The following is a 20,174-nucleotide window of genomic DNA, read 5'->3' as shown; positions in this document are numbered from 1 at the left end:
TCAGCTCCGGAACAGCGTGAGCTGGCGCAGGTAGTCGAGCCGGGTGCCGAAGAGCCGGCAGGTCCCGGGCGCCCAGCGCCTCATCTGCGCCACGGCCAGCGACACGTTGGAGAGGCCGTTGCCCAGGAAATGGTCGCAGCGGGCGGCGAGGAGTGCATCGATGAGCACCTCCTCCCCCAGCGCGCGGCGGCTCGCCTGCTTCTGGTAGTGTACCCCCTGCAGGTTGGCGGTGCGGGTCGAGACGGTATAGGCCAGCCGGTCGCCGAAGCGCTCGCGGTAGCGGGCCAGGATGCGGTCGTCGTCGGTGCTCAGGAAGATGCGCGCTTCCGGCTTTTCCCGCAGCAACCGCTCCAGTTCCGGGAGGTAGAGGGCGTTCAGCCTGGCGAGCCCGGGGTCCTCACCGACCTTGTCTCCCCCCCGTACGTGCAGCCCGATCACCGGGGCGCCCGCCAGATGCTCGCGGTAAAACGCCTCCACCCGCTCCAGTATGCGGGGCCGCACCTTCAGGTAGCGCTCGAACAGGTAGCGGTAGAGCTCCTCCGTCGAGAGCCCGTGCAGCGGGTGCCCGGCGGGAATCCACGGGGCGAGATCGTTGACGGCGTAATGGAAGTCGCTCACCACGACCTCCTCGTTGCGCTCCAGGGTCCAGAGCGCGGAGCAGCGCGACCAGGGGCCGTCGAACTTGGCCAGGTTCTCGTGGCGCACGTTGTCGCGCTGCCACTTGGGTGGGTAGAAGCTGCGCCGGCGCGAGATGACGTCGTTGATGGTGACCGGTGACACCGGCTCGAAGAAACTAGTGAAGGCGTTCTCGAACGGGTCGTCGCTGAAGAGCGAATTGGCCCCCCAGTGCACCACCGGCGTGCGTCCGGTGATCTCCGCCACCAGGAACTGCCCAAGCACGTGGTTCACGTCGCTCCAGAAGCCGTAGCCCCAGGCCTTGACGAGCAACAGGCGCTCCCCCCGCTCACCGGAGGGGGGGAACTCGGCCGCCTGCTGGGCCTTCACCAGCAGGATGCGGGTGGCGCGCGAGGCGTCACCCTGCTCCAGGGCGCGGGAGAGCGCGGCCACCGCCGCGCCCGGCTGGCCGATGGCCAGGGCCACCGCGCCCAGGGTGCGGCTCACGCGGGGACTCTGGTAGCCGCGGTCGCCGAGGTAACGGCAGACGAGGTCGGCGGGGGTGACGAGCCCCGCGCTGCAGAGAAGCTCGGCGCACTCGGCGAGGGTCTCGCTGGCGATCTCTTCCGGGGCGACTTCCGCTGTGCGCCCCTCTTCGCGCGCCAGGGCGCGCGCCTGGTCGGCGGCGGTCTGGGCGTTTAGGGTGTCCTGGATGTCGGTGAGGGTGGACTTGTCGCCCGCGCGCAGCGGCTCCAGGAAGCGCCGCAGAGCGGGGTCGAGCCTCCCCTCGCGCAACAGTTCGCGCCCCTCCTGTTTCGGATCCGCGGGGGGGGGGACGTGGCGGCGGCACCACCGTCCCCAGGCCGCAATCAGTTCCTTTTCCAGTCCCCTGGTGAAACCGGCGCCGTCGGTGAGCGTGGCCGAGGCCATGGTGGCGCGCAGCGTCTCCCTGAGCCCTTGCAGCCGGGGCCGGTCCAGCGCCAGGGCGTGGGCGAGCTGGGCGAAGCCGCGGCCGTCGTGGGCGACGAGCCCGTCCAGGCCGACGCTGTGCAAAAGCGAGGCGCCGACGCGGGAGCGGTGCGAGGAACCGGCCAGCGTCACCACCGGGACCCCCATCCAGAGCGCCTCGCAGGTGGTGGTGGTGCCATGGTAGGGGAAGGTGTCCAGGGCGATGTCGACCCTGGCGTAGAGCGCCAGGTGATCCCGGTAGGACGGGGTGTTGCCGATGAGTTCCAGCCGGCCGGCGTCGATCCCGGCGGCGGCGAAGGCGTCCAGGAAGCGCTGCCGACCCTGCGGGCAGGCGAGCGAATACCCCTTGAGCAGGAGCCGTGAGCCGGGGACCGCGCGCAGCACGTCGGCCCACATGGTCAGGGCTTCGCCGGTGATCTTGGCCGGATTGTTGAACGAGCCGAAGGTGATCTCACCGGTGGCGAGGCAGGGGAGCGGGGCGACGGCGGGGGCGTCCTCGGGGGGAGCGAAGCAGGAGAAGGTCCCCGGCAGCCTGATCAGCTCCTCGCTGTGGTAGCGCTCGGAGTCGCCGGGAGGGTCGCAGATGGCGTCGCTGATGCGGTAGTCGATGCTGTCCAGACCGGTGCTGAAGGGATAGCCGATCCAGGTGACCTGCACCGGCGCCGGCTTGCGCGCGAAGAGCGGCAGGCGGTTCCCCGCGGAGTGCCCGGAAAGGTCGACCAGGATGTCGACGCCGTCCTCGCGCAAAAGCTCTTCCGCCTGGTCGTCCGGGAGCCCCGCGATGTTGACGAAGCGGTCGCACAGCCCGGCCAGCTCGCAGCTCGCGGCGTCCGGTACCTCGACGTTGGAGTAGCAAAAGACCCGGAAGCGACTCCGGTCGTGGTGGGAGAGAACCGGGGCGATGAAGCGGGCCACGGCGTGCTCCCTGAAGTCGCCCGAGACGTAGCCGATGGTGAGCACCCGGTCCGGGTCGGGTCCGTTGTCGTGGGGCTTGACGGCGCGGCGCAGCGAAGCCCCGAAGGCGGCATGCTCGGCGAAAATGGTCTCCTCGGCGGTATGGGTGCCGTAGAGGAGGGCGAACAGCAGCGAGCTGCGCGCCTCCAGGTAGTCGGGCTTGAGCCGGAGCGCCTCGCGGTAATGGGCGATCGCCTCCTCGTGCCTTCCCTGTGACTTGAGCGCGTTGGCCAGGTTGTGGTGCGCCTCGGGGTAATCGGGGCGGAGTCTCAGCGCCTGGCGCAGCGCTTCGATGGCGGCGGCGCCGTTGCCGAAACGCTCGTAGAGGATGGCGAGGTTGCTGTGCGGTTCCGGGTAGCCGGGATCGAGGCGGATCGCCTCCTTGAAGCTCGCCTGCGCCTCTTCGCCCCGCCCGAGCGCGCTCAGGGCGAGCCCGAGGTTGTTGCGGTAGCCGGCGTGCTCCGGCGCCAGGCGGCACGCCTCGGCGAGCTCGCCGGCGGCTTGCTCCATGCGTCCCACCCGCGCCAGCGCGAGGCCCAGGTTGCCGTGCGCCTCGCTCCACTGCGGCACGAGCTGCGCCGCCCGCTCGAAGTGGGGGAGCGCCTCGCCCGGCCCGCAGAGACGGTCCAGGGTGCAGCCGAGGTTGAAGCTCGCCTGGGCGAAATAGGGGTCGAGCTGCAGCACGCGCCGGTAGCGCTCGGCGGCGCCGGAGAGGTCCCCGGAGGCGAAGAGGGCGTTGGCCGCCGCGAAAAGCTCCTTCAGGCTCTGGGACTCGGTCATGACCGCACCCCCGCCGGGAGCCGCGCCGCCAGGTCGGCAAGCGGTGCGGCCAACTGCTCGAAGCCGCCTCGCCGCAACCCGCCCGCGTACTCGTTCAGGAAATCGCCGCAGTCAAAGCCGTGCGCCGCCAGGCGCGCCACCTCGGCCTCGCCGCCGGCTCGGTCCCCCTCCAGCAGCAGGCAGACCGCGTAGAGCGAGCGGGCCGCCGGGTAGCCGGGCCACTGGTGCAGCATGCCGCGGCAGCGTGTCAGCGCCGCCGCGACCTGACCCAGGTAGAGCTCGCACTTGGCCAGGTTGAAGGCGGCCTCCTTGAGGTCCGGGGCAAGCTCCACCCCCCTGAGGGCGTAGGACCGCGCCTGCCGGTAATCGCCCGAGGCGAGGTGGAGGTAGCCCAGGTTGAAATAGGCCTCCGCTTGCTCCGGCTTTTCCCGCAAGAGCCGCTGCCAGAGCTGTTCCGCCTCGTCGAGGAGCCCCAGTTCGGTCGCCTGCCGCGCCAGTTCCGCCAGCGCCTCGTGGCTCGCGCCGGTCTCCTCCAGCTTTTGGACCCCCAGGCGATAGTAGAATTCCTGCTTGGCCCGGTTCGCCGCCTGGTCCAGCTTGCCGTAGTGGTGCACCGGCACGTCGCAGGCGTGGATCGGTATCTCCTCGCGCAGCAGGGAGGGTTCCAACAGCTCGTGCACCGCCCCCTCGAAGCGCAGGGGCGGCAGGTTCGGGAACAGCCGCACCTTGTCGCTGCCGGTCCAGCCGCACCCCCGCTCCTGTTCGGGGTACTCGCCGCCGTTGGCGACCCAGCCGCGCCGGGCCAGTTCGTGGGTGTAGTTCCTGGTGGTGAAGGAGTAGGCGATGCGCCCCCCCTTCCGGGCCAGGTCGGCGAGCGGGCCGAGGTCGGTTGGGGCCAGCACCTCGTCGGCGTCCAGCACCAGGATCCAGTCCCCGGTGGCCTGCGCCAGCGAGAAATTCCTCGCGGCCGCGAAACTCCCGGTCCAGGGGAAGTCGAAGAGGCGCGCGCCGAAGATGCGGGCGATGTCGCGGGTTCGGTCGATGGAGCCGGTATCCACCACGACCAGCTCGTCGGCCAGGGTGCGCACCGAGTCGAGCGCGGCGGCAAGGTTTTGCGCCTCGTCCTTGACGATCATGCAGACCGAGATGCTGCCGGTCCCTCGCGCTACCGCGGGGGGGTGGCCGGCGAGCCCCCTCACCTGCAGCGCGGCGTCGATGCCGGCGTCGTCCAGCCCGAAGCGGGCCGCGGCGTGCTCGATCTCGCCGATCGCGTCGCCGTAGCGGGCGCTCCGGATCAGGAGCTCGATCAAGCCGTAGCAAAGCCCCTTGTGCTCCGGGTAGAGGGCGATCGCCTCGCGCAGGTGCTCCTCCTCGCGCGGCAGCCGCTCCAGCGCGGTGGCGTAGTCGTGGTAGCGCCCGAGCGAGGCGAGCTCCAGCGGGGCGAGGATGAAGGCGCGCTCGGCCAACTGCAGCCCCTGTTCCCTGTCCCCACCCTCCCAGACGATGGCGGCCAGGGTGCCGCAGGCCCGGGCACAGCCGGGGTCGGCCACCAGGGCGCGGCGCGCGAGGTCCTCGGCCCGGTCCCGCTCGCCCGTCCGCAGCGCCAGCGTCCCTTGCAGCGCGATGAGCTCGGGCGCGGCGTCGTCCAGGGCGGCGGCCCGCTCCAGTTCGGCGAGCGCCTGGTCGGTCTCGCCGCCGGCCTCGTGGCAGCGCGCCCGCAAGAGATGCGTCGCCTGCGCCGCTCCCGGCGGGACGTGGGCCAGTACTGCCAGCGCCTCGCGGCTCTCCCCCGCCTCGGCCAGTGTCCGTGCCAGGGCGAGGTAGGGGGCGGGGTCGCCGCTGGCGAGCCGCACCCCTTGCTCGATCAACAGGTCCACGGCCTCCCTGAGCCTCCCGGCCCGCGCCAGCCGGTTTGCCTCGATTTCGGACCGGTGCCGCAAGAGGCGCGCGGCGAGTTTCGGCTCCTGGGCCGCCAGCTCCCACTTCCGCTCCAGGAGCGGGCGCTCCCGGTGCAGCAGGAAATCCTCGTCCGGGGTGCCGTAGCGGTGCACGAAGACGTCCCCGGCGACGACGCAGCCGTATCCCTTGAGGGCGGCGGCCAGCGAGAAGTCCTCCGCCCAGGCGTCCGAGGCGAAGCTGCCGTCCGGCTCACCGACCTCGTTCAAAAGCTCACGTGAGAACAAGAGGCAAAAGCCCGACAGACGCGGCACGTCGATGCGGCGGCCGTAGTTTGTGCCGGCGAAGGTTTCGGCGCAGCGCTCCAGTTCGGAGAGGTTGCGGTAGCTGCAGGCGACTTTCCCCTGCAGCCCGTCCGCCCGGTTGGTCATGGGACCGCACAGGCCGGCCCTTCCCTCACGGGCCAGGGTGTCCAGCATGCGCGACAGCCAGCCCCGGGTCACCACCACGTCCCCGTGCAACAGGACCAGCTCCCTGCCGACCGCCTCGCGCAGCCCGGCGCCGAAGGCGGCGGCGGGGGAGCGCCCGCCGCAGTCGATGAGCAGGTGGCCGGCGCGCCCGGCGCAGAATTCCTGCAGGTCCGCGAGTGCCGCCTCGTCGCCGCCGCTGAACACGACGATCACCTCGTGCGGCTCCGGGGTGTGCCGCTCGATTCCCTCCAGGCATTCGCGGGCGCAGGCGGCGTTGTCGCCGGCCGCCACCACGATGGAGGTGAGCGGGTGCACCTTGGGGCGCAGCTCCCGCTCCAGGAAGGCGATGTTTTCGCGGGCGAGCGCGCTGTCCGGGGCGATCTCCAGCGCGCGCCGGTAGTGGGGCAGGGCCGCCTGGTAGCGCTCCATGAGGATCAGGATCATGCCCGCGCAGAGGTGCGCCTCCAGGTCGTCCGGGTTGACGGCCACGAAGGCGGTCTGGTGCTGCAGCGCCTGGTAGAGCTCGCTCTTCAGGAAGGAAAGGAGGGCGTCGCGGTAACTGTCGCTGCCGGGGTCGATGATGGCGGCCTTCTCGAAGTACTTCTTGGCGTAGCCGATCTCCCCCTTCTTGTAGAAGATGCGGGCCAGCTCCAGGTGGAAGCGGGGGGCGCGCGGGTGCCGCGCACTGAAGCGCTCCAGCTCGGGGAGGACCCCGCCGTCGCCGGCGTCCAGCCGCGCCGCCATGGCCTGGAACTCCCGCCACTGTTCCGGCTCCAGTTCCACCGGCGCCGGGGTGATCGGGGCAAAGCGGGGGCGGTACTCCTTCTGCACCTCCAGGTATTCCAGGGTGGGGAGATCCCCCTTCCTGGAGACGGTCTCCTCGGAAAGCCAGTAGAGCCCGAGGAACTGCGGTACGTGGACGAAGTCGTGCCTGAGTGCTGCGCGCAGCCAGAGCTCGTAATCGGCGGCGCTCTTGAAACGCTCGTCGAAGTAGCCGATGTCGTCGTGCAGCGATTTTCTCCAGAGCGGGAAGGGGCCGACGCAGCAGAGTTCCAGGAGGTTCAGCCGGTCGAATTCGGGCCAGTCGCGAAAGCCGAAGGGCTCGTGCCGCTCGAAGGTGGCGTTCTCCTGTTTGGTGATGCGCATGTCCGGGTAGGCGAGCACGCACTCCGGGTGCTCCTTAAGCGTCCGCACCAGGACCTCGTAGGCGTCGTGCCGCAACCGGTCGTCGGTGTTGGCGTTGGTGACGAACTCCCCCGTGGCCATCCTGATGCCGCGGTTCCAGGCCTGGTACACGGTTTCGCGCTTGTCGGTGCGCAGGTAGCGGATGTTGTCGAAGCGTTTCTGGAACTGCTCCACGATGGCGCGCTCGTTGCCCGGGGAGGCGGAGTCGATGACGATGATCTCCAGCTCGGGGGCAATGGTCTGCGCCTCCAGGTCCTCGAGCTTGCCGGCCAGGAAGCGGTCGGCGTTGTAGGTGGAGACGATCGCCGAGACCAGGAACCGTTTGACTGCGCCGCTCACAGGATCACCTCGTTGCCCTGGATCAGGACGGGAAGCGGCGCCGGCGGGTTGAAGGGGGTCGCCTCGGCGGCGAACAGCTCCCGCTCGCGGGCGAGCACCCGGTTGGCCTCCGCCGTGTAGCCCGCCTTGTCCTTGGACTTCTGCAAGGGGTGGTCACGGAAGCCCGCGAGCAGCAGGTCCACCGAGAAGAGCCGCGCGCTCCTGAAGAAACGGGCCCACAGCTCCAGGTCGGCGGCGAGCGGCAGGGTCTTGTCGATGTAGGCGCCGCTGCGTTGCCACAGGGAACGGCGCCAGAACACCCCTTCCTGCTGGATGAACTCCTCGTCGGCCAGGTACTTGGCGCGCGAGTTCATGGGGAGGAAGGTGAGCACGTGTTTTTGCCGCCCGTTCTCGTCGAAGCTGTTCGGGCGTCCCATGAGCCACTCCACTTGGGGGGTGCGCGCGAAGATGCGGGAGACCGCGTCGAAGGCGCCGGGGTGAAACATGTCGTCCGCGTTGAGCCAGGTCATGATCTCGCCGGTCGAGCGGTTCAGCCCTTCCTCGATGGCGGCGTACTGACCGTCGTCCTTGCGGCTGCGCCAGAAGGAGATGTGCTTTTGGTAGCGCTTGAGGATCTCCACGGTGTCGTCGGTGGAGCCGCCGTCGAGGACCAGCAGCTCCAGGTTGGGGTACCCCTGGGAGAGGATGGAGTCCAGGCAGGACTCCAGGTAGCGGCCGTAGTTGTAGCTGGGAATGACCACCGAGAGGCGCGGGGCGGACGGCGCGGGCGCTTTTGTGGACGTGGACCCGGTGGACCCGGTGGACCCGGTGGACCCGGTGGACGCGGTGGGCGCGGTGGACGCGGTGGACGCGGTGGGCGCGGTGGGCGCGGTGGGCGGCGCCGAGAGGGGCGGCGCAGCATCGGCGGGGCGGGCGTCGGCCGCCAAGCTGCGGCAGATGACGTCCTGGATGGTGCGGGCCATCTTCCGCCAGGAGAACTGCTCGGCCTGCCGGGCGCCCAGTTCGACCAGGCGACGGCGCTCGTGCGGCACCCGCACCCGCGCCAGGGCCGCGGCCATCTCCCCGGCATCCTCGGGACCGACGTACAGGGCGGCCTCGCCGGCCACCTCCGGAATGGAACTGTTGCGGCAGGTGATCACGGGGCAGCCGCAGGCCATGGCCTCCAGAAGCGGCAAACCGAATCCTTCGTGGGTGGAGGGGTAGACCAGCGCCTCGGCGCAGGAGTAGGCGACACGCAGCTCGTCGTCACCGAACTGCGCCAGGTGCACCTCGCTCCCCGCGGCCAGCGCCGCCAGCTCCGGCTCTAGCTCGGGGGCGCCCCCGACGCAGACGAGGGCGAGCCCGCCGCGCTCGGGGAGACGCGCGAAGCCCTGGAACAACAGCCGGCCATTTTTGTGCTCGGTCCGCTTGCCCACGAACAGGTAGTAAGGCCTGGCCATGCCGTGAGCCTCACGGAAGGCCGCCTTTTCCGCCTCGGATGCGGGATGGAACAGCTCGCGGTCGATGCCGCAGTGGGCCACCTCGATGCGCCCGGCAAGCTCGGGATACAACTTTTCCATGTGCCGGGCGGTACTGTGCGAGACGGCCACGAAGGCCCGGGCGTGCGCGATGGCGTGGCGCTTCTCCTGCCACTGCGGGTCGCGCAGGTCGTACATCCCGCTCATCTCGGGGATCATGTCGTGGCTCAAAAAAAGCGACGGCGTGGTGAGCGGGCTGGAGTAATAGGTGGAGATGAACAGGTCGGCCCCCTCCTCGTCGCAGACCTGCTGCAGCATGGCGCGGTCCCACCCGGCGGGGCGGACGTCGTAGCCGGGAACGGTCCGGTAGCGCAGCCCCGGGATCTTGGGCGCGGTGCCGATCCGGTCCAGCACCAGCACGGATCTGCCGAACTCGGTTGCCGCCCACTCGTTGAGGAGCGCCTCCCAGACCCGGGTGATGCCGGTCCTGGGGGTCATGAAGAAGACGCCGTCCACCACCACGGTCGGAGAGGACGGGTTCCCCTCCCCCGGGGAGGTGGACGCGGGCCGGGCCGGCTTGCGCGCCGCCAGCTCCTGCGGCGTGAGCGGTACCCTGATCTGTTCCAGTACCTTCACCGGCGCCATGGCGTCCAGTCCCGGGTGCGGGATGCGGACCAGGTCGAGCTGGGCGGGGATGCGCCCCCGGAGCAGCTCCTGCCGGTACCGCGCCAGCCGGGGCGTCTCGGAGGAACTGAGCGCGATGGCGGCGAGGGCGGCCTCCCGTTTCCCCTGCGCCATCGCGGCCACCGCCAGGTTGTCGGCCAGCTCGGAGCGCCCGGGCTGGAGCTCCAGCGCCTTGCGGTAAAAGGACTCGGCCAGCGGAAGATCGGTGAAGAGCGAGCCGCTGGCGCCCATGAGCAGGTTGCCGAAATCGACCAGGGCGGCCACCCGTGCGGCGGGGGAGCCGTCCTGCTCCAGGTACGGGTAGATCTTCTCCAGCGGGAAGGTGGTGCGCAGCGCGTCGATGAAGCCGTGCACCTCGCGGATCACCTCCTGCGGGGCCTGGTAGGAGAGGTTGTAGATCGATTCGTGGTAGAGCGCGGCGATCTCGGGGATGTGCAGCGCCCCCTTCTTGAGGGCCAGCCGGAAGAAGAACTCGTAGTCGCCGGCCCGCTTGAAGCTGCCGTCGAAGCTGCCGACCTCCGCGTGCGCGTCGGCGCGCCACATCACCTGGCAGCCGAAGGGGCAGTCGAAGAGCGCCTGGCGCAGGTCGAAGTCGGGTAACAGCCATTTCTTGGTGGCGCCGTTCTCCTCGAAGGTTTCGTTGGCGCCGCAGGTCATCAGGGCGTCGATGTAGGCGAGCCCCGCCCCGCTTCGCCCCAGTTCGCGCGCCATCATCTCGAAGGCGTCGGCGCGGTGCCGGTCGTCGGTGTTGGCGTGGGTGAGGAAACGTCCGTGGGCCAGGGCGATGCCCCGGTTCCAGGCGGTGTAAAGGGTCTCGCGCTCGGTGCGCCGGTACTCGATGTGGGGATGGCGGGCCATGAACTCCCGGGCAATCTCCCCCTCGTTTTGCTGCGACCCGCTGTCGATGATGACGATCTCCAGTTCGCCCCGCTGGTACAGGGTCTGGCGCAGCAGGTTTTCCAGGCAGCCGCGGAAGAAACGCCCGGCATTGTACGTGGATACGATGGCGGAGACCAGGTAGCCCTCCTCCCCGCCGGCGCGGGAGGGGGCGGAGGGCCCGGGGAGCACCGCCTCGGCGGCGGGTTTTTGCCACAGGACGTTATAGGAGAGCGGGAAGCCGTGTTCGCCGATGGGGACGCCGGTCATCGGCCTCCAGTGCCGGTCATAGGCCGCCTCGCTCATGTGGTAGACGAAGGGATCCTGGTAGACCTGCTCCAGGGGGACGAAACGGTTCACGGTGGCGACCTTTTCGAACAGGTAGGGGAGCAGGGGGTTGCTCCAGACCCCTTTGCCCGGCCCCCGGGCCACCACGTCGAAGCAGTGCAGGGACCACCCTCCCGGCTTGAGCACCCGGTCCAGGTCGGCGCGGATCTTCTCGAACTGCTCCTCGCCCTGTTCCACGTGCTCCAGCACCGAGATGCTGAAGACGACGTCGAAGTAGCCGGCGGGAAGCTCGGGGGAGAAGGAGCCGAGGTAATCGCGCACCAGGCGGTAGCCGTCGGCGGCCACGGCCACCGGGCCGTTGCCCACCCCTTCCAGCTTGTCCAGGTTCCAGCACTCGTAGCGCTCCCTGAGCGCCCTCAGTACCCGCGAGGCGCCCCCTCCCACCTCGAGGATCCTGGCCCCCTCTGGGACGTTCTTCCTGATGAAGGAATAGGCGAGGAGGTCCTGGTACACCTTGAGGTCGCAGTCGGCGGGATCGACCGGGGCGCCGTACAGCTCGAGGTCCATCCCGGCGAAGTAGGCGAAATGATAGGCGCGGGAGTAGGTGAAGGCCCCGAAGTTTTCCGGGATCACCGAGGTGCGGGCGCGTCCCTCCACCTCGCTCACCTGCAATGCCGGCGGGGCGGGGGTGAGGCCGGGGGATCCCGAGGCCAGGTAGAAGCGGCGCTCCCGCTCGATGACCCGGGCCGCCTCGGCGTTGTAGCGCTCCAAGAGGCTCGCCGTCTTCTGGTCGGGGTGACTGCGGAAACCGCCCAGGGGCGCGTGCAGGGTCCTCAGCTCCGCGTGGCGGAAAAAGCGCGCCCACAGCTCCAGGTCGGCCGCCAGCTCGAAGGCTGTGTCGAGGTTCCCTCCCGCCTGCTGCCACAGTTCGCGGCGCCAGAAGGTCGATTCCTGCTGGATGTGCGGCGGGCCGATCTCGCCGCGCAGGTACTTGGCCCGGGACCAGAGCGGGATCTCGGCCGCCATGTACTGCACCGCGCCCGAGACGTCCCAGCCGGTGGGGCTCCCGGTGATCCAGGCGGTCTCCGGAAAGTGGCGGAAGGTGTCGGCGACCAGGCGCAGGGCGCCGGGATGGTACTTGTCATCGGAGTTGAGCCAGGCCATCACCTGGCCGGTAGAGCGGGCGAAGCCCTGGTTCACCGCCGGGTAGTGCCCGCCGTCCGGGCGGCTCTGCCAGTAGTGGAGGTGCCGTTCATACTTCCTGATGATGTCCGCCGAGCCGTCCGTGCTCCCGCCGTCCATGACGATGTACTCGAGCCGGCCGTAGTTCTGGGAGAGCACGGAGTCCAGGCACTCCTCGAGGAACCCGGCCTGGTTGAAGCTCGGGGTGACGATGGAGATGGTGGGGAGCTCCGGCACGCTGATGGCGATGGAGGGCTTGGGCTCCGCGCACAGCGGATACGGGATCGGGGGGGGAGCGGCCGCGAAGTCGAGCGGGGTGGGGGGAAGCTGCCGCTCCCGGTCGATCACCGCATCGCACTCGGTAAGGTACTCTGCCCGGAACTGGTTGCAGCGCTGCCCGCCGCTGTAGTACCGGAAACCGCCGATCAGGGCCGCCACCGTGTGCAGCTTGGCGTAGCGGCTGAAGCGGAGCCAGAGCTCGAAGTCGGCGGCGATCTTGAAGGAGAGGTCGAGGCTCCCCCCCGCCTTCTCCCACAGGCTCCTGCGCCAGTAGGTCGCCTCCTGCATCACGAACAGGGAGACCTCGTGGATCAGGTCCTTGCGCAACAGCTCGGCGCGGCTCCAGGCCTTGGTCTCGAACCCGTAGGAGTTGAGTTTCCCGTCCCCGTCGAAGCCGATCCTCTTGCCGGTGACGAACTCCACTTCGGGGCGCTCCCCGAACACCTCGGCCAGCACCTTCAGGCCGCCGGGGTGGAGCATGTCGTCCGAGTTGAGCCACCCCATGATGTCGCCGGTCGAGCGCCGGAACCCCTCGTCGATGGCCCGGTACTGGCCGCCGTCGGGCTGGCTCTGCCAGTAGGAGATCTGCTTTTCGTACTGCCTGATCACCTCGACGGAGCCGTCGCTGCTACCGCCGTCCATAACGATCAGCTCCAGGTTTGGGTACCCCTGGGACACGATCGATTCCAGGCAGGCCCCCAGGTAGTCCCCCTGGTTGTAGGAGGGGACCACGATGGAGATCTTGGGGCAGGTGCCGGAAACGGGTTCGGAGCCGTCCCTGCCGGAGGGGCCCGATGTGACGGGGGGGACGGCGGCGCGCCCCGAAGGGGTCTCCGTCCGGGACACGATCTCGCGGTAGAGTTCGCCGTAGCTCGCCGCCTGGGCTTCCAGGCTGTAGGTGGCGAGGGCGCGCTGCCGGGCCTTTTCCCCCATGCCCTGCGCCTCGGGGTGGAACAGCGTCCACCAGATTCCCTCCGCCAGCGCCTTCACGTCGCGCGCGGGGGCGACGAAGCCGGTCTCGCGGTGCAGCACCATGTCCGGGATCCCCCCCACGTCGAAGCCGACCACCGGCACGCCGCAGAGCATCGCCTCAACCACCGTGTTGGGGAGGTTGTCCTCGATGGAGGGGATGGCGAACACGTCCGCCATCGAGTAGAGGGCGGCCAGCGTCTCCTCCTCCTCGACGTAGCCCAGGTTGATGATGGGGAGGTTCAGTGTGTTGCGCAGCTCCTCCTGCAGGGTGCCGAAGACGGCGAGCACCAGGTTGTAGTCGGAGAGCCCGCGCAGGGCCTGCAGCAGGTAGATGAACCCCTTGCGCTCGTTGGCGAGGTTCTCGGCGCCGAACAGCACCACCTTGGCCCCCTCGGGGACGCCGTACCCCCGGCGCACCTCCTCGCGCCTGGCGAAGGGGCGGAACACCTCGGTGGGGAAGCCGTTGGGGATGACCCGGGCCGGGAAGGGGGAGAGGAGCGCGCTCTCGGAGGCGGTCGCGGCGAGCCACCGGCTCGGGGCCACCGGGTGCAGCTGGAGCCGGCGGTAGGCGGCCTCCTTGGCGAGGAAGCCGGCGCGCGACATGTCCTGCGGGTCCTTGGACCCGAGCATCGGGCAGCTGCCGCACCCGGTGAGGTAGTTGCGGCAGCTCCCCGCGTAGTGGCAGCCGCCGGTGAAGGGGTTCATGTCGTGCATGGTCCAGACCACCTGCTTCCCCTGGAACGCGGCCGCGGCCTGCTCCCAGTTCACCATGCCCGGCACCCAGTGCAGGTTGACGATATCCGCCTCGCGGATCTCGCGCGAGCAGGAGAGCTCCAGCTCCGAATAGTCGTCGCTGAAGATCTCGATGCACTCCTGGCGGTTGGGGTAGTCGTAGATCCTGCGGCACCAGCGGGTCCAGACCCTCTGCCAGTAGGCCTCGTTGGCCGGGTACTCCAGGGGGCAGTCGATCACCCCTCCGACCTCCCCGCTCGGGATGGCTCGCACGCTCGGGTCGTCCCCCTTGCGGTTCAGGACCAGCATGGTGGAGTCCACCCCGCTCCTCCTGAGCCCCTGGTGCAGCCGATAGGCGGCCTTGCCGGCGCCGCCGTAGTTGGTGTGGGAGAGGTGGACGACTTTGAGCTTTTTGTCGGTCGGGTCCTGGTACTGGTTGCTCACGGGTACTCCTGCCCCGACGCGTGGCCGGGGCGTGCGAAAGTGGCGGCTGGGGCGGCTGGGGCGGCTGGCGGCGCCGCCCCCCGGGGCGGGTGCGGCTACTGCCGGGGTTTTCGGTAGGCGCGCACCGTGGAGAACACCCCCGGTATGATCGGGAGCTGCGGCTGGGTCTGGGTCGGGTCGGTCGGGTAGAGCAGCGGTAGCTCGATCGGCTGGCAGCGGTAGGTCTCCACCATGAGCTCCTCCACCGCCTGGCGGATCCCCGGCTCGTTGCCGGCGTGGTGGTGGTGGATCGCCGCGCGGGTCCGGTCGTCCAGCGGGGGAAGGTAGTCGTGGAAGACCATGATCCCTCCCGGGGCGAGCAGGGGGAAGTAGTCCAGGATGTCCTGGCGCACCCCGGCGTAGCTGTGGTCGCCGTCGACGAAGATGAACTCCGGGAGATGCTCGGGCTGGAACATCCGGCCCAACTGCGTCGCCGCCTCGTGCGAGAACATGGGGAGGTGCACCACGTCGCGGTTGAGCACCCTGAGCACCTCGTGGAACTGCGGGGTGCCCCCCGGCTCCACCGAGACTCCCTGGAACGAGACCCCCAGCCGGCACAGGGCCTGATGGATGAGCAGCAGCGAAGCGCCGCTGTAGGAGCCGATCTCCACGAAGCGCAGTGGCTGTCTCTTGTGCTCGCCCTGCAGGGCCACCCGGACCAGGTGGTAGATCTGGAAGCGCTCGTTGGGGGACATCTGGCTCTCCACCCCCTTGCGCACCGGGTCGTCCTCCTTGAACTCGCGGATCAGGGCCTTGTCGACCAGGTGGCTCTCCGGGTAGGGGGTGCTGCGGGTCGGGAACACCAGGCTTCCCTCGGGATGCGCGGCGAGTTCGGCGTTGGGGGCGCTGCGCCGCAGGAAGCCGTTGGTGCACCAGGTGAGGTTGTAGCCGAAGAAGTCGCAGTAGCGCCCGTCGATCTCGTACTGGCCGGCGTGCTCCCCCAGGAATTCCCTGATGGCCCGGTGCGGACCGCTGACGTAGCCCGGCTCCTCGGAGAGGTCGGAGATGATGCCGTCCTCGACGACGATGATCTCCCCCTGCGCCAGGTAGCGGTGGAAGAAGGAGAGGGCGTGGCCGCTGGTCTCATAGGAGTGGTCGGCGTCCTCGATCACCAGGAGCGGGCGGGGGAGGGTGAGCATGAACTCGGGGGAGAAGGTATCCGAGAGTTCCCGCCCGTCCCCCTCCAGGAAGGTCACCCTCGGGTGGGACACCTTCTTCACCCCGACGATGTCCAGCGAGTAGACGTGGCCGTCGATGCCGTAGTTGTCCAGCATGTCGCCGAACCACAGGGCGCTGCCGCCGTCCTTGGAGCCGATCTCGATGATGGTGCGCGGCTTCTGGTCCCAGATCAGGATCGGGTAGATGGCGAAATCAAAGGGATTTTTGATCATCGGGACGCCGCGGTAGCTGTAGTTGTGGCTGCTGTTCTGGATCTGCAGCAGCGTTTCGCGCGGCAGCGAGGTGCGGTAGTCCCTCTGCGCCGTCGGTATTTCCGGGCGAGGGGGCTTGGCCAGAGCCTGGGTCAGTTTCTGCGCCAGGGCGGCGGCCTCCTGGTAGCCGGGGTTCACGGCCAGCTCCTTGGTCAGGGCCTCGAGCGCCTCGGCGTGCCGCCCCACCTGGTCCAGGGTCAGGGCGTACAGGTAGTTGAGCCCCGTGACCGTGAGCCCGAAGCCCAGCGCCTCTTCCGCCAGGCGCATGGCCTTCACCGCCCTTCCCGCGTGGAGGTGATCCACCGCCTCCTTGATGCAGCTCTCCACCTGCTGTGCCACGCCCTGCTGTGCGGCTCCCTGTGTCATGGTGTCGTTTCCTTTGTCCTCGGCGACCTTGGCGTGCGCCGGTTCGGTGGGCAAAGCGGCGCCAGGCGCCATCTCCTGCCGTTGCATCTGCTGGGAAGCTGCGGCGGTATCCTGCTCCGGCTCGCGGGCCGGGCCGGGAGAGTGCCCCTTTTCCGCCAGGACCCGCCGGACGATCCGGTCCATCTCCCCGGCCATTTTCCCCATGGAATAGTCCCTGAGGCAGCGCTGTTGCCCGCGCCGGGCGACCTCCTCCCGCTCCTGCGGGTGATCGAGATAGTAGCGCACCTTCTCCTGCAGCTCGCCCAAGGTCCGGTAGGTCTCCAGCTCCCGCCCCGGCTCGAAGTAGCGGTCGATGTTGGTCTGGAAGTCGGTGAGCAGGAAGGCGCCGCTGCCGGTGGTCTCGAAGAGGCGCATGTTGCCGGCCTGCTCATTGCCTATGTCGCACTGCACGTTGAAGGCGATCCGACCCCGGCGCAGGGTGCGGAACATCTCGAGCCCCCAGACCGCGCCCCGGTTCTGCTGCAGGATAGCGGGGGCGAGCCCCGGGACCGGCTCGGGAATGAAGCACTGCAGGGAGAAATCACCCTTCTCGGCGGCGGCGGAAAGCTCATTCAACACGGCGCGGCGCATGTGGTGGTCGCCGGAGACCTGCCCGGAGAAGACCACGTCGTACTGTTTCTCTTCACCCGCCACTGCCTGTGCCACGTGCGGCGGAAAGCCGGGCATGAAGAACTGCGTGCCGCGCGCCCCGTGTTTTTTAGCCAAATCCAGTGAGAACTGGAAGTTGGAGACGATCAGGTCGAAATCGGACCAGTCGGTCTCGGCGGGGACGCTCGCGGCGCGCCAGCCGAAGACCATTGCCGGGCGGTAGGAAAAGGACCTCACGAACCGGCTGTCGAAGAGGATTGGGTCGCTGGTGTAGAAGATGTCGGGGCGGAAGCTCTCCACCTGTTTCAGCACCACCTCGTGGATAGCGAGGTCGGGTTTCACTGCCAGCGGGGAGCCCTGCTCCGCCAGCCAGCGCCGCTGCAGCTGGCTGCAGTTGGCGATCACCATCCTGCTGTCGTAGCCGAAGGCCCCGAGGTAGGGGGCGAAGACGTGCGAGGCGCCGAAACCGTCGTGGAACAGGGCTTCCAGCTGCACCTGGTAGGGCTGGTCGGCGAGACCGGGACGGTCGGCGTAGAAGGTGTTCAGGTAGCTCGGGTAGAAAGTCAGAATTTGCAGGAATTTCATAGGTTTAAGCTCTCTCGGATGCGCCCGGTCGGGGCGGGTTGGCATGGTTGCGCTCAGGCGTGCATGGCGTTCTGGTCAAAACTTTGACCGGCAGTGGGGGCGCCCCAGCGGGGGATACGTTCCGCGCCGGCCAGGATCTCGGTGGAAACCAGCCCACGTGCCACTAGCTCCGCCAGGTCCGCTTCGGCGGGGAGGCCCCATTTCCGGATCAGCTGTGCGGTCGCGCCCTGCAGTTCGGGGGGGATGGTTTCCCCCCGGGGGAGCCGGTAGCCGGTGCTGAAAAAGTCCGGGAAGTGGTCGCAGCGGCCGGCTTCCCCCTGCTCCAGCGTGTCCATGACCCGCTGCATGACCCGCACGTGGTCGTGGTGCATCTTGAGGTAGGGTACCCCCTCCAGGGCGAGGCCGATGCGCAGGTCACGGTCGGTCAAGAGCTGGCGCAGCCGCTCCACGATGTTGTCGGGATTGACGTACCAGAAGGGGCGGTCGGCGGGGAACGGCTCGTAGTCGGTGCGGTCCCCGTTCACCACAGCGCAGCCGCAGGCGAGCCCTTCCAGGCTCAGCTTGCCGTGCAGCGGGAAGTACAGTTCGTCGATCAGGACGTCGGCGTTCATCAACTCCTTGATCACCACGTCGTTGGTGAGACCCTCCAGGAAGCGGAGTTCGAAGCGCACCCCCTGCTGTTTGAGAGTCTCCAGGGCGGCCATGATCACGTCGGTCCCCTTGAGCCAGCTCTTGGAAGGGGCGTGCACCACCACCGGCACCTCCCGCGCCGGGATGTGCTGACGGTACAGGGAGAGTTCCATGGGGAGGAACGCGTGGTGGTAGGGACGTACCCCGAGCACCGACTGGTTGGGCTGGGACAGGACGAGGTCGCTGTGCAGTTCGGCCATCCTCATGGCGAAGAGCGGGTTGACCAAGGGATCTTCGGGAAAGGGGAGCCTTTCCAGGAACCTGCGCCCGTCGGCATACCACTGCTTGTAGGCCGCGGTGTCCCTCACGTCGCTGCCCACGAAGCAGGAGATGATCTTCTTGCCTGCTTTCTTTATGAAGGGGTAGTCGGCATGGTTGGGGAGCAGGCTGGTGCGGGCCCACTGGAAGAAGAAGACGTCGTGGGTACCGACCAGGTAGCCGATATTGAGTACGTCCTCGATGGTCATGTCCCGGTCGCTGAAGTCTACGTCGTACTCGATGGGCCACCAGCTGTTCTTCTGTCTCACCACCGTGGTTACCTGGTGCCCCAACTGGCGCAGGGCGCCGGCAACCACTGGGATGTTGCCGCAGATCTCGGTGACTCCGATCATTATCCTCATCCTAAACCCCTTTCCGCTGCGGTAGAGCCGGTGATGCCGCGGCCGGCTCCCAGTTGATGCAAATATGACGCCAACTGGTTTCCGCAGCTCCCGCCGCGGTACGCGGGCAATTTAGCGTTACAGGGGCGCCCTTTAGCCCCTGGGGCGCAGGGAGCCGCAACCTCGATACGCCGGGCGAATCGGGATGGGTCAAAAAATTGAACGCAGCGTCCCCGCGGCAGGAGTTCGGGGGGATTGTTCAGGTAACGCGCAGGAGGAGCCAGCGATCGCGGCCCGTGACAGATGAAATGCGGGAGTGAAGGGAAGGGTTCCTTTTGAGGGGGGAAGGTAAGGGGCAGAAAAATGAAAAGGCGCCCGTCCGGGACGGACGCCTCTTGGCCGGTTGCAGTGTATTGCCCCTTAGAAGGGGGTCGAGGCCTCGTAATCCCACTCGTCGGCAGTCGGGTCGATCGTCTTTCCCGTCACGTCCTTTCCTGAAAATTTGAAGACCATGTGGGCGGCGTCGATGGTGGCGTTGTTCGTGTCGTTCTGGCTGAGCATGAAGGTGACCGTCGCGCTCTGTGCATCAGCATCGTAGCTCACCGTCATGGGGTTTTGCGGGATATACGCTTCGGTGGGGAGCACCGGCTGCAGGTTGTTGTAGTATCCCGCCGCACCGCCGCTTGCCCTGGAGATGGTCCAGTTGTTCACGTCCTGCACCGATTCGCGGTCCATTTTCGAGTCGAAGTAGAAGGTCATGCTGAACGTCTTGGACGCGTTCGGGGTCGAGAGGTTGACGACATCCAGCAACATGAGCTGATAGGGGTCGTAACCGACCACGGGCGGGTCTTGCGGTTTCTGGAAGATCGGGAAAAAGGTGTCGAGTTCGCCTCCGCCACCAGCGACCATCTTGGGTTTCGCTATGGTCCTCTCCAGCAGTGCTCCCTGTGTCGCATCGAGCCTGGTGAGCGTGTCGACTTCGTACTGCGCGCGGGTTGTCTCCCCGAGCCCCGCGTAGGCTACGCCAAGCTCGAAGTGGGCCGCGGCCATCTTGGGCCTCAGTTTGATGGCCTGGGTGAGCTGCTTCACGGCGTCCTGGAATTTCCCTTCCTTGTTATAGGTCGCCCCGAGGCTGTAGTAGGGGTTGGGATCGGTGGGCGCCATCTTCATGACCTTCTTGAACTGCGCCTCCGCTTCGCCGTAGCGCCCGGTCTGGACGTAGAGCTGTCCCAACGTGTAGGGCGCCAGGGTGTCGGTCGGGTTGAGGCGGGCGGCGTCCTTGAACTCCTTCTCGGCCAGGTTGTATTTCTTCTGCTGCAGGTAGATGTTGCCCAGGTTGGTGTGCACCGAGTCCTGGGTCGGGTCGATGGTGAGGGAGGTCTTGTAGGTCTTGATGGCGTCGTCGTACTTCTTCTGGGCAAGGTAGGCGTTGGCCAGGTAGTTGTACGACTGCGCGTTAGTCGGATCCATGGAGATGGCGCGCTTGAACTCGCTCGCCGCCCGGGCGTAGTCCTTCTTCTGGAAGAACCCCGCGCCGGTGGCCATGGCGCTGGTCGCCGCCTGAGCCTTCATGCTGTCCTGCGAGGTCAGCGTGTCGAACATGTCGCCCAGGTAGTCCCAGGCTGTCTTCTGGGGTGCCATAACATCCTCCGCGCTAGATACTCATTAGCCGCCTGTCGCGTATCGGCATCCGGC

At 68.2% G+C, this 20,174-nt stretch carries 6 protein-coding genes; all 6 read right to left on the bottom strand.

All coding sequences use genetic code 11. The annotated features are described in order from the left end of the window. On the bottom strand, positions 1 to 3,318 hold the full coding sequence (locus tag KOL99_RS00915; protein WP_216508589.1) for a nodulation protein NodZ: 3,318 nt from the start codon (positions 3,316 to 3,318) through the stop codon (positions 1 to 3). Then, on the bottom strand, positions 3,315 to 7,208 hold the full coding sequence (locus KOL99_RS00910; protein WP_216508587.1) for a glycosyltransferase: 3,894 nt from the start codon (positions 7,206 to 7,208) through the stop codon (positions 3,315 to 3,317). The genes KOL99_RS00915 and KOL99_RS00910 overlap by 4 nt, the downstream gene beginning before the upstream one ends. Beyond that, positions 7,205 to 14,122 carry a glycosyltransferase gene (locus KOL99_RS00905; protein ID WP_216508585.1) on the bottom strand — a complete coding sequence of 2,306 codons (6,918 nt, stop codon included), beginning with the start codon at positions 14,120 to 14,122 and terminating at the stop codon, positions 7,205 to 7,207. The genes KOL99_RS00910 and KOL99_RS00905 overlap by 4 nt, the downstream gene beginning before the upstream one ends. Positions 14,123 to 14,217: 95 nt before the next feature. Beyond that, complete coding sequence (locus tag KOL99_RS00900) at positions 14,218 to 17,190, bottom strand: CmcI family methyltransferase (RefSeq protein WP_216508583.1); 2,973 nt, start codon at positions 17,188 to 17,190, stop codon at positions 14,218 to 14,220. Positions 17,191 to 17,243: 53 nt separating this feature from the next. Beyond that, positions 17,244 to 18,500 (bottom strand): glycosyltransferase family protein, encoded by a 1,257-nt coding sequence (locus KOL99_RS00895; RefSeq protein ID WP_216508581.1) that lies wholly within the window; start codon positions 18,498 to 18,500, stop codon positions 17,244 to 17,246. A 399-nt stretch (positions 18,501 to 18,899) separates the two neighbouring features. Continuing rightward, entirely contained in the window at positions 18,900 to 20,120 is a 1,221-nt protein-coding gene (locus KOL99_RS00890; protein ID WP_216508579.1) for a tetratricopeptide repeat protein, read from the bottom strand. Positions 20,121 to 20,174 lie beyond the last annotated feature (54 nt).

It is taken from the genome of Geomonas azotofigens, from assembly GCF_018919395.1.
Taxonomy (GTDB): Bacteria; Desulfobacterota; Desulfuromonadia; order Geobacterales; family Geobacteraceae; genus Geomonas; species Geomonas azotofigens.
The sequence above is the reverse complement of the archived record's forward strand: the minus strand, read 5'-3'. Positions and strand labels throughout refer to the sequence as shown.

Excerpts from the sequence above, each read along its gene's own strand:
- KOL99_RS00915 (WP_216508589.1), bottom strand. The coding sequence starts at position 3,318 with ATGACCGAGTCCCAGAGCCTGAAGGAGCTTTTCGCGGCGGCCAACGCC.
- KOL99_RS00900 (WP_216508583.1), bottom strand. The coding sequence starts at position 17,190 with ATGAAATTCCTGCAAATTCTGACTTTCTACCCGAGCTACCTGAACACC.
- KOL99_RS00895 (WP_216508581.1), bottom strand. The coding sequence starts at position 18,500 with ATGAGGATAATGATCGGAGTCACCGAGATCTGCGGCAACATCCCAGTG.
- KOL99_RS00890 (WP_216508579.1), bottom strand. The coding sequence starts at position 20,120 with ATGGCACCCCAGAAGACAGCCTGGGACTACCTGGGCGACATGTTCGAC.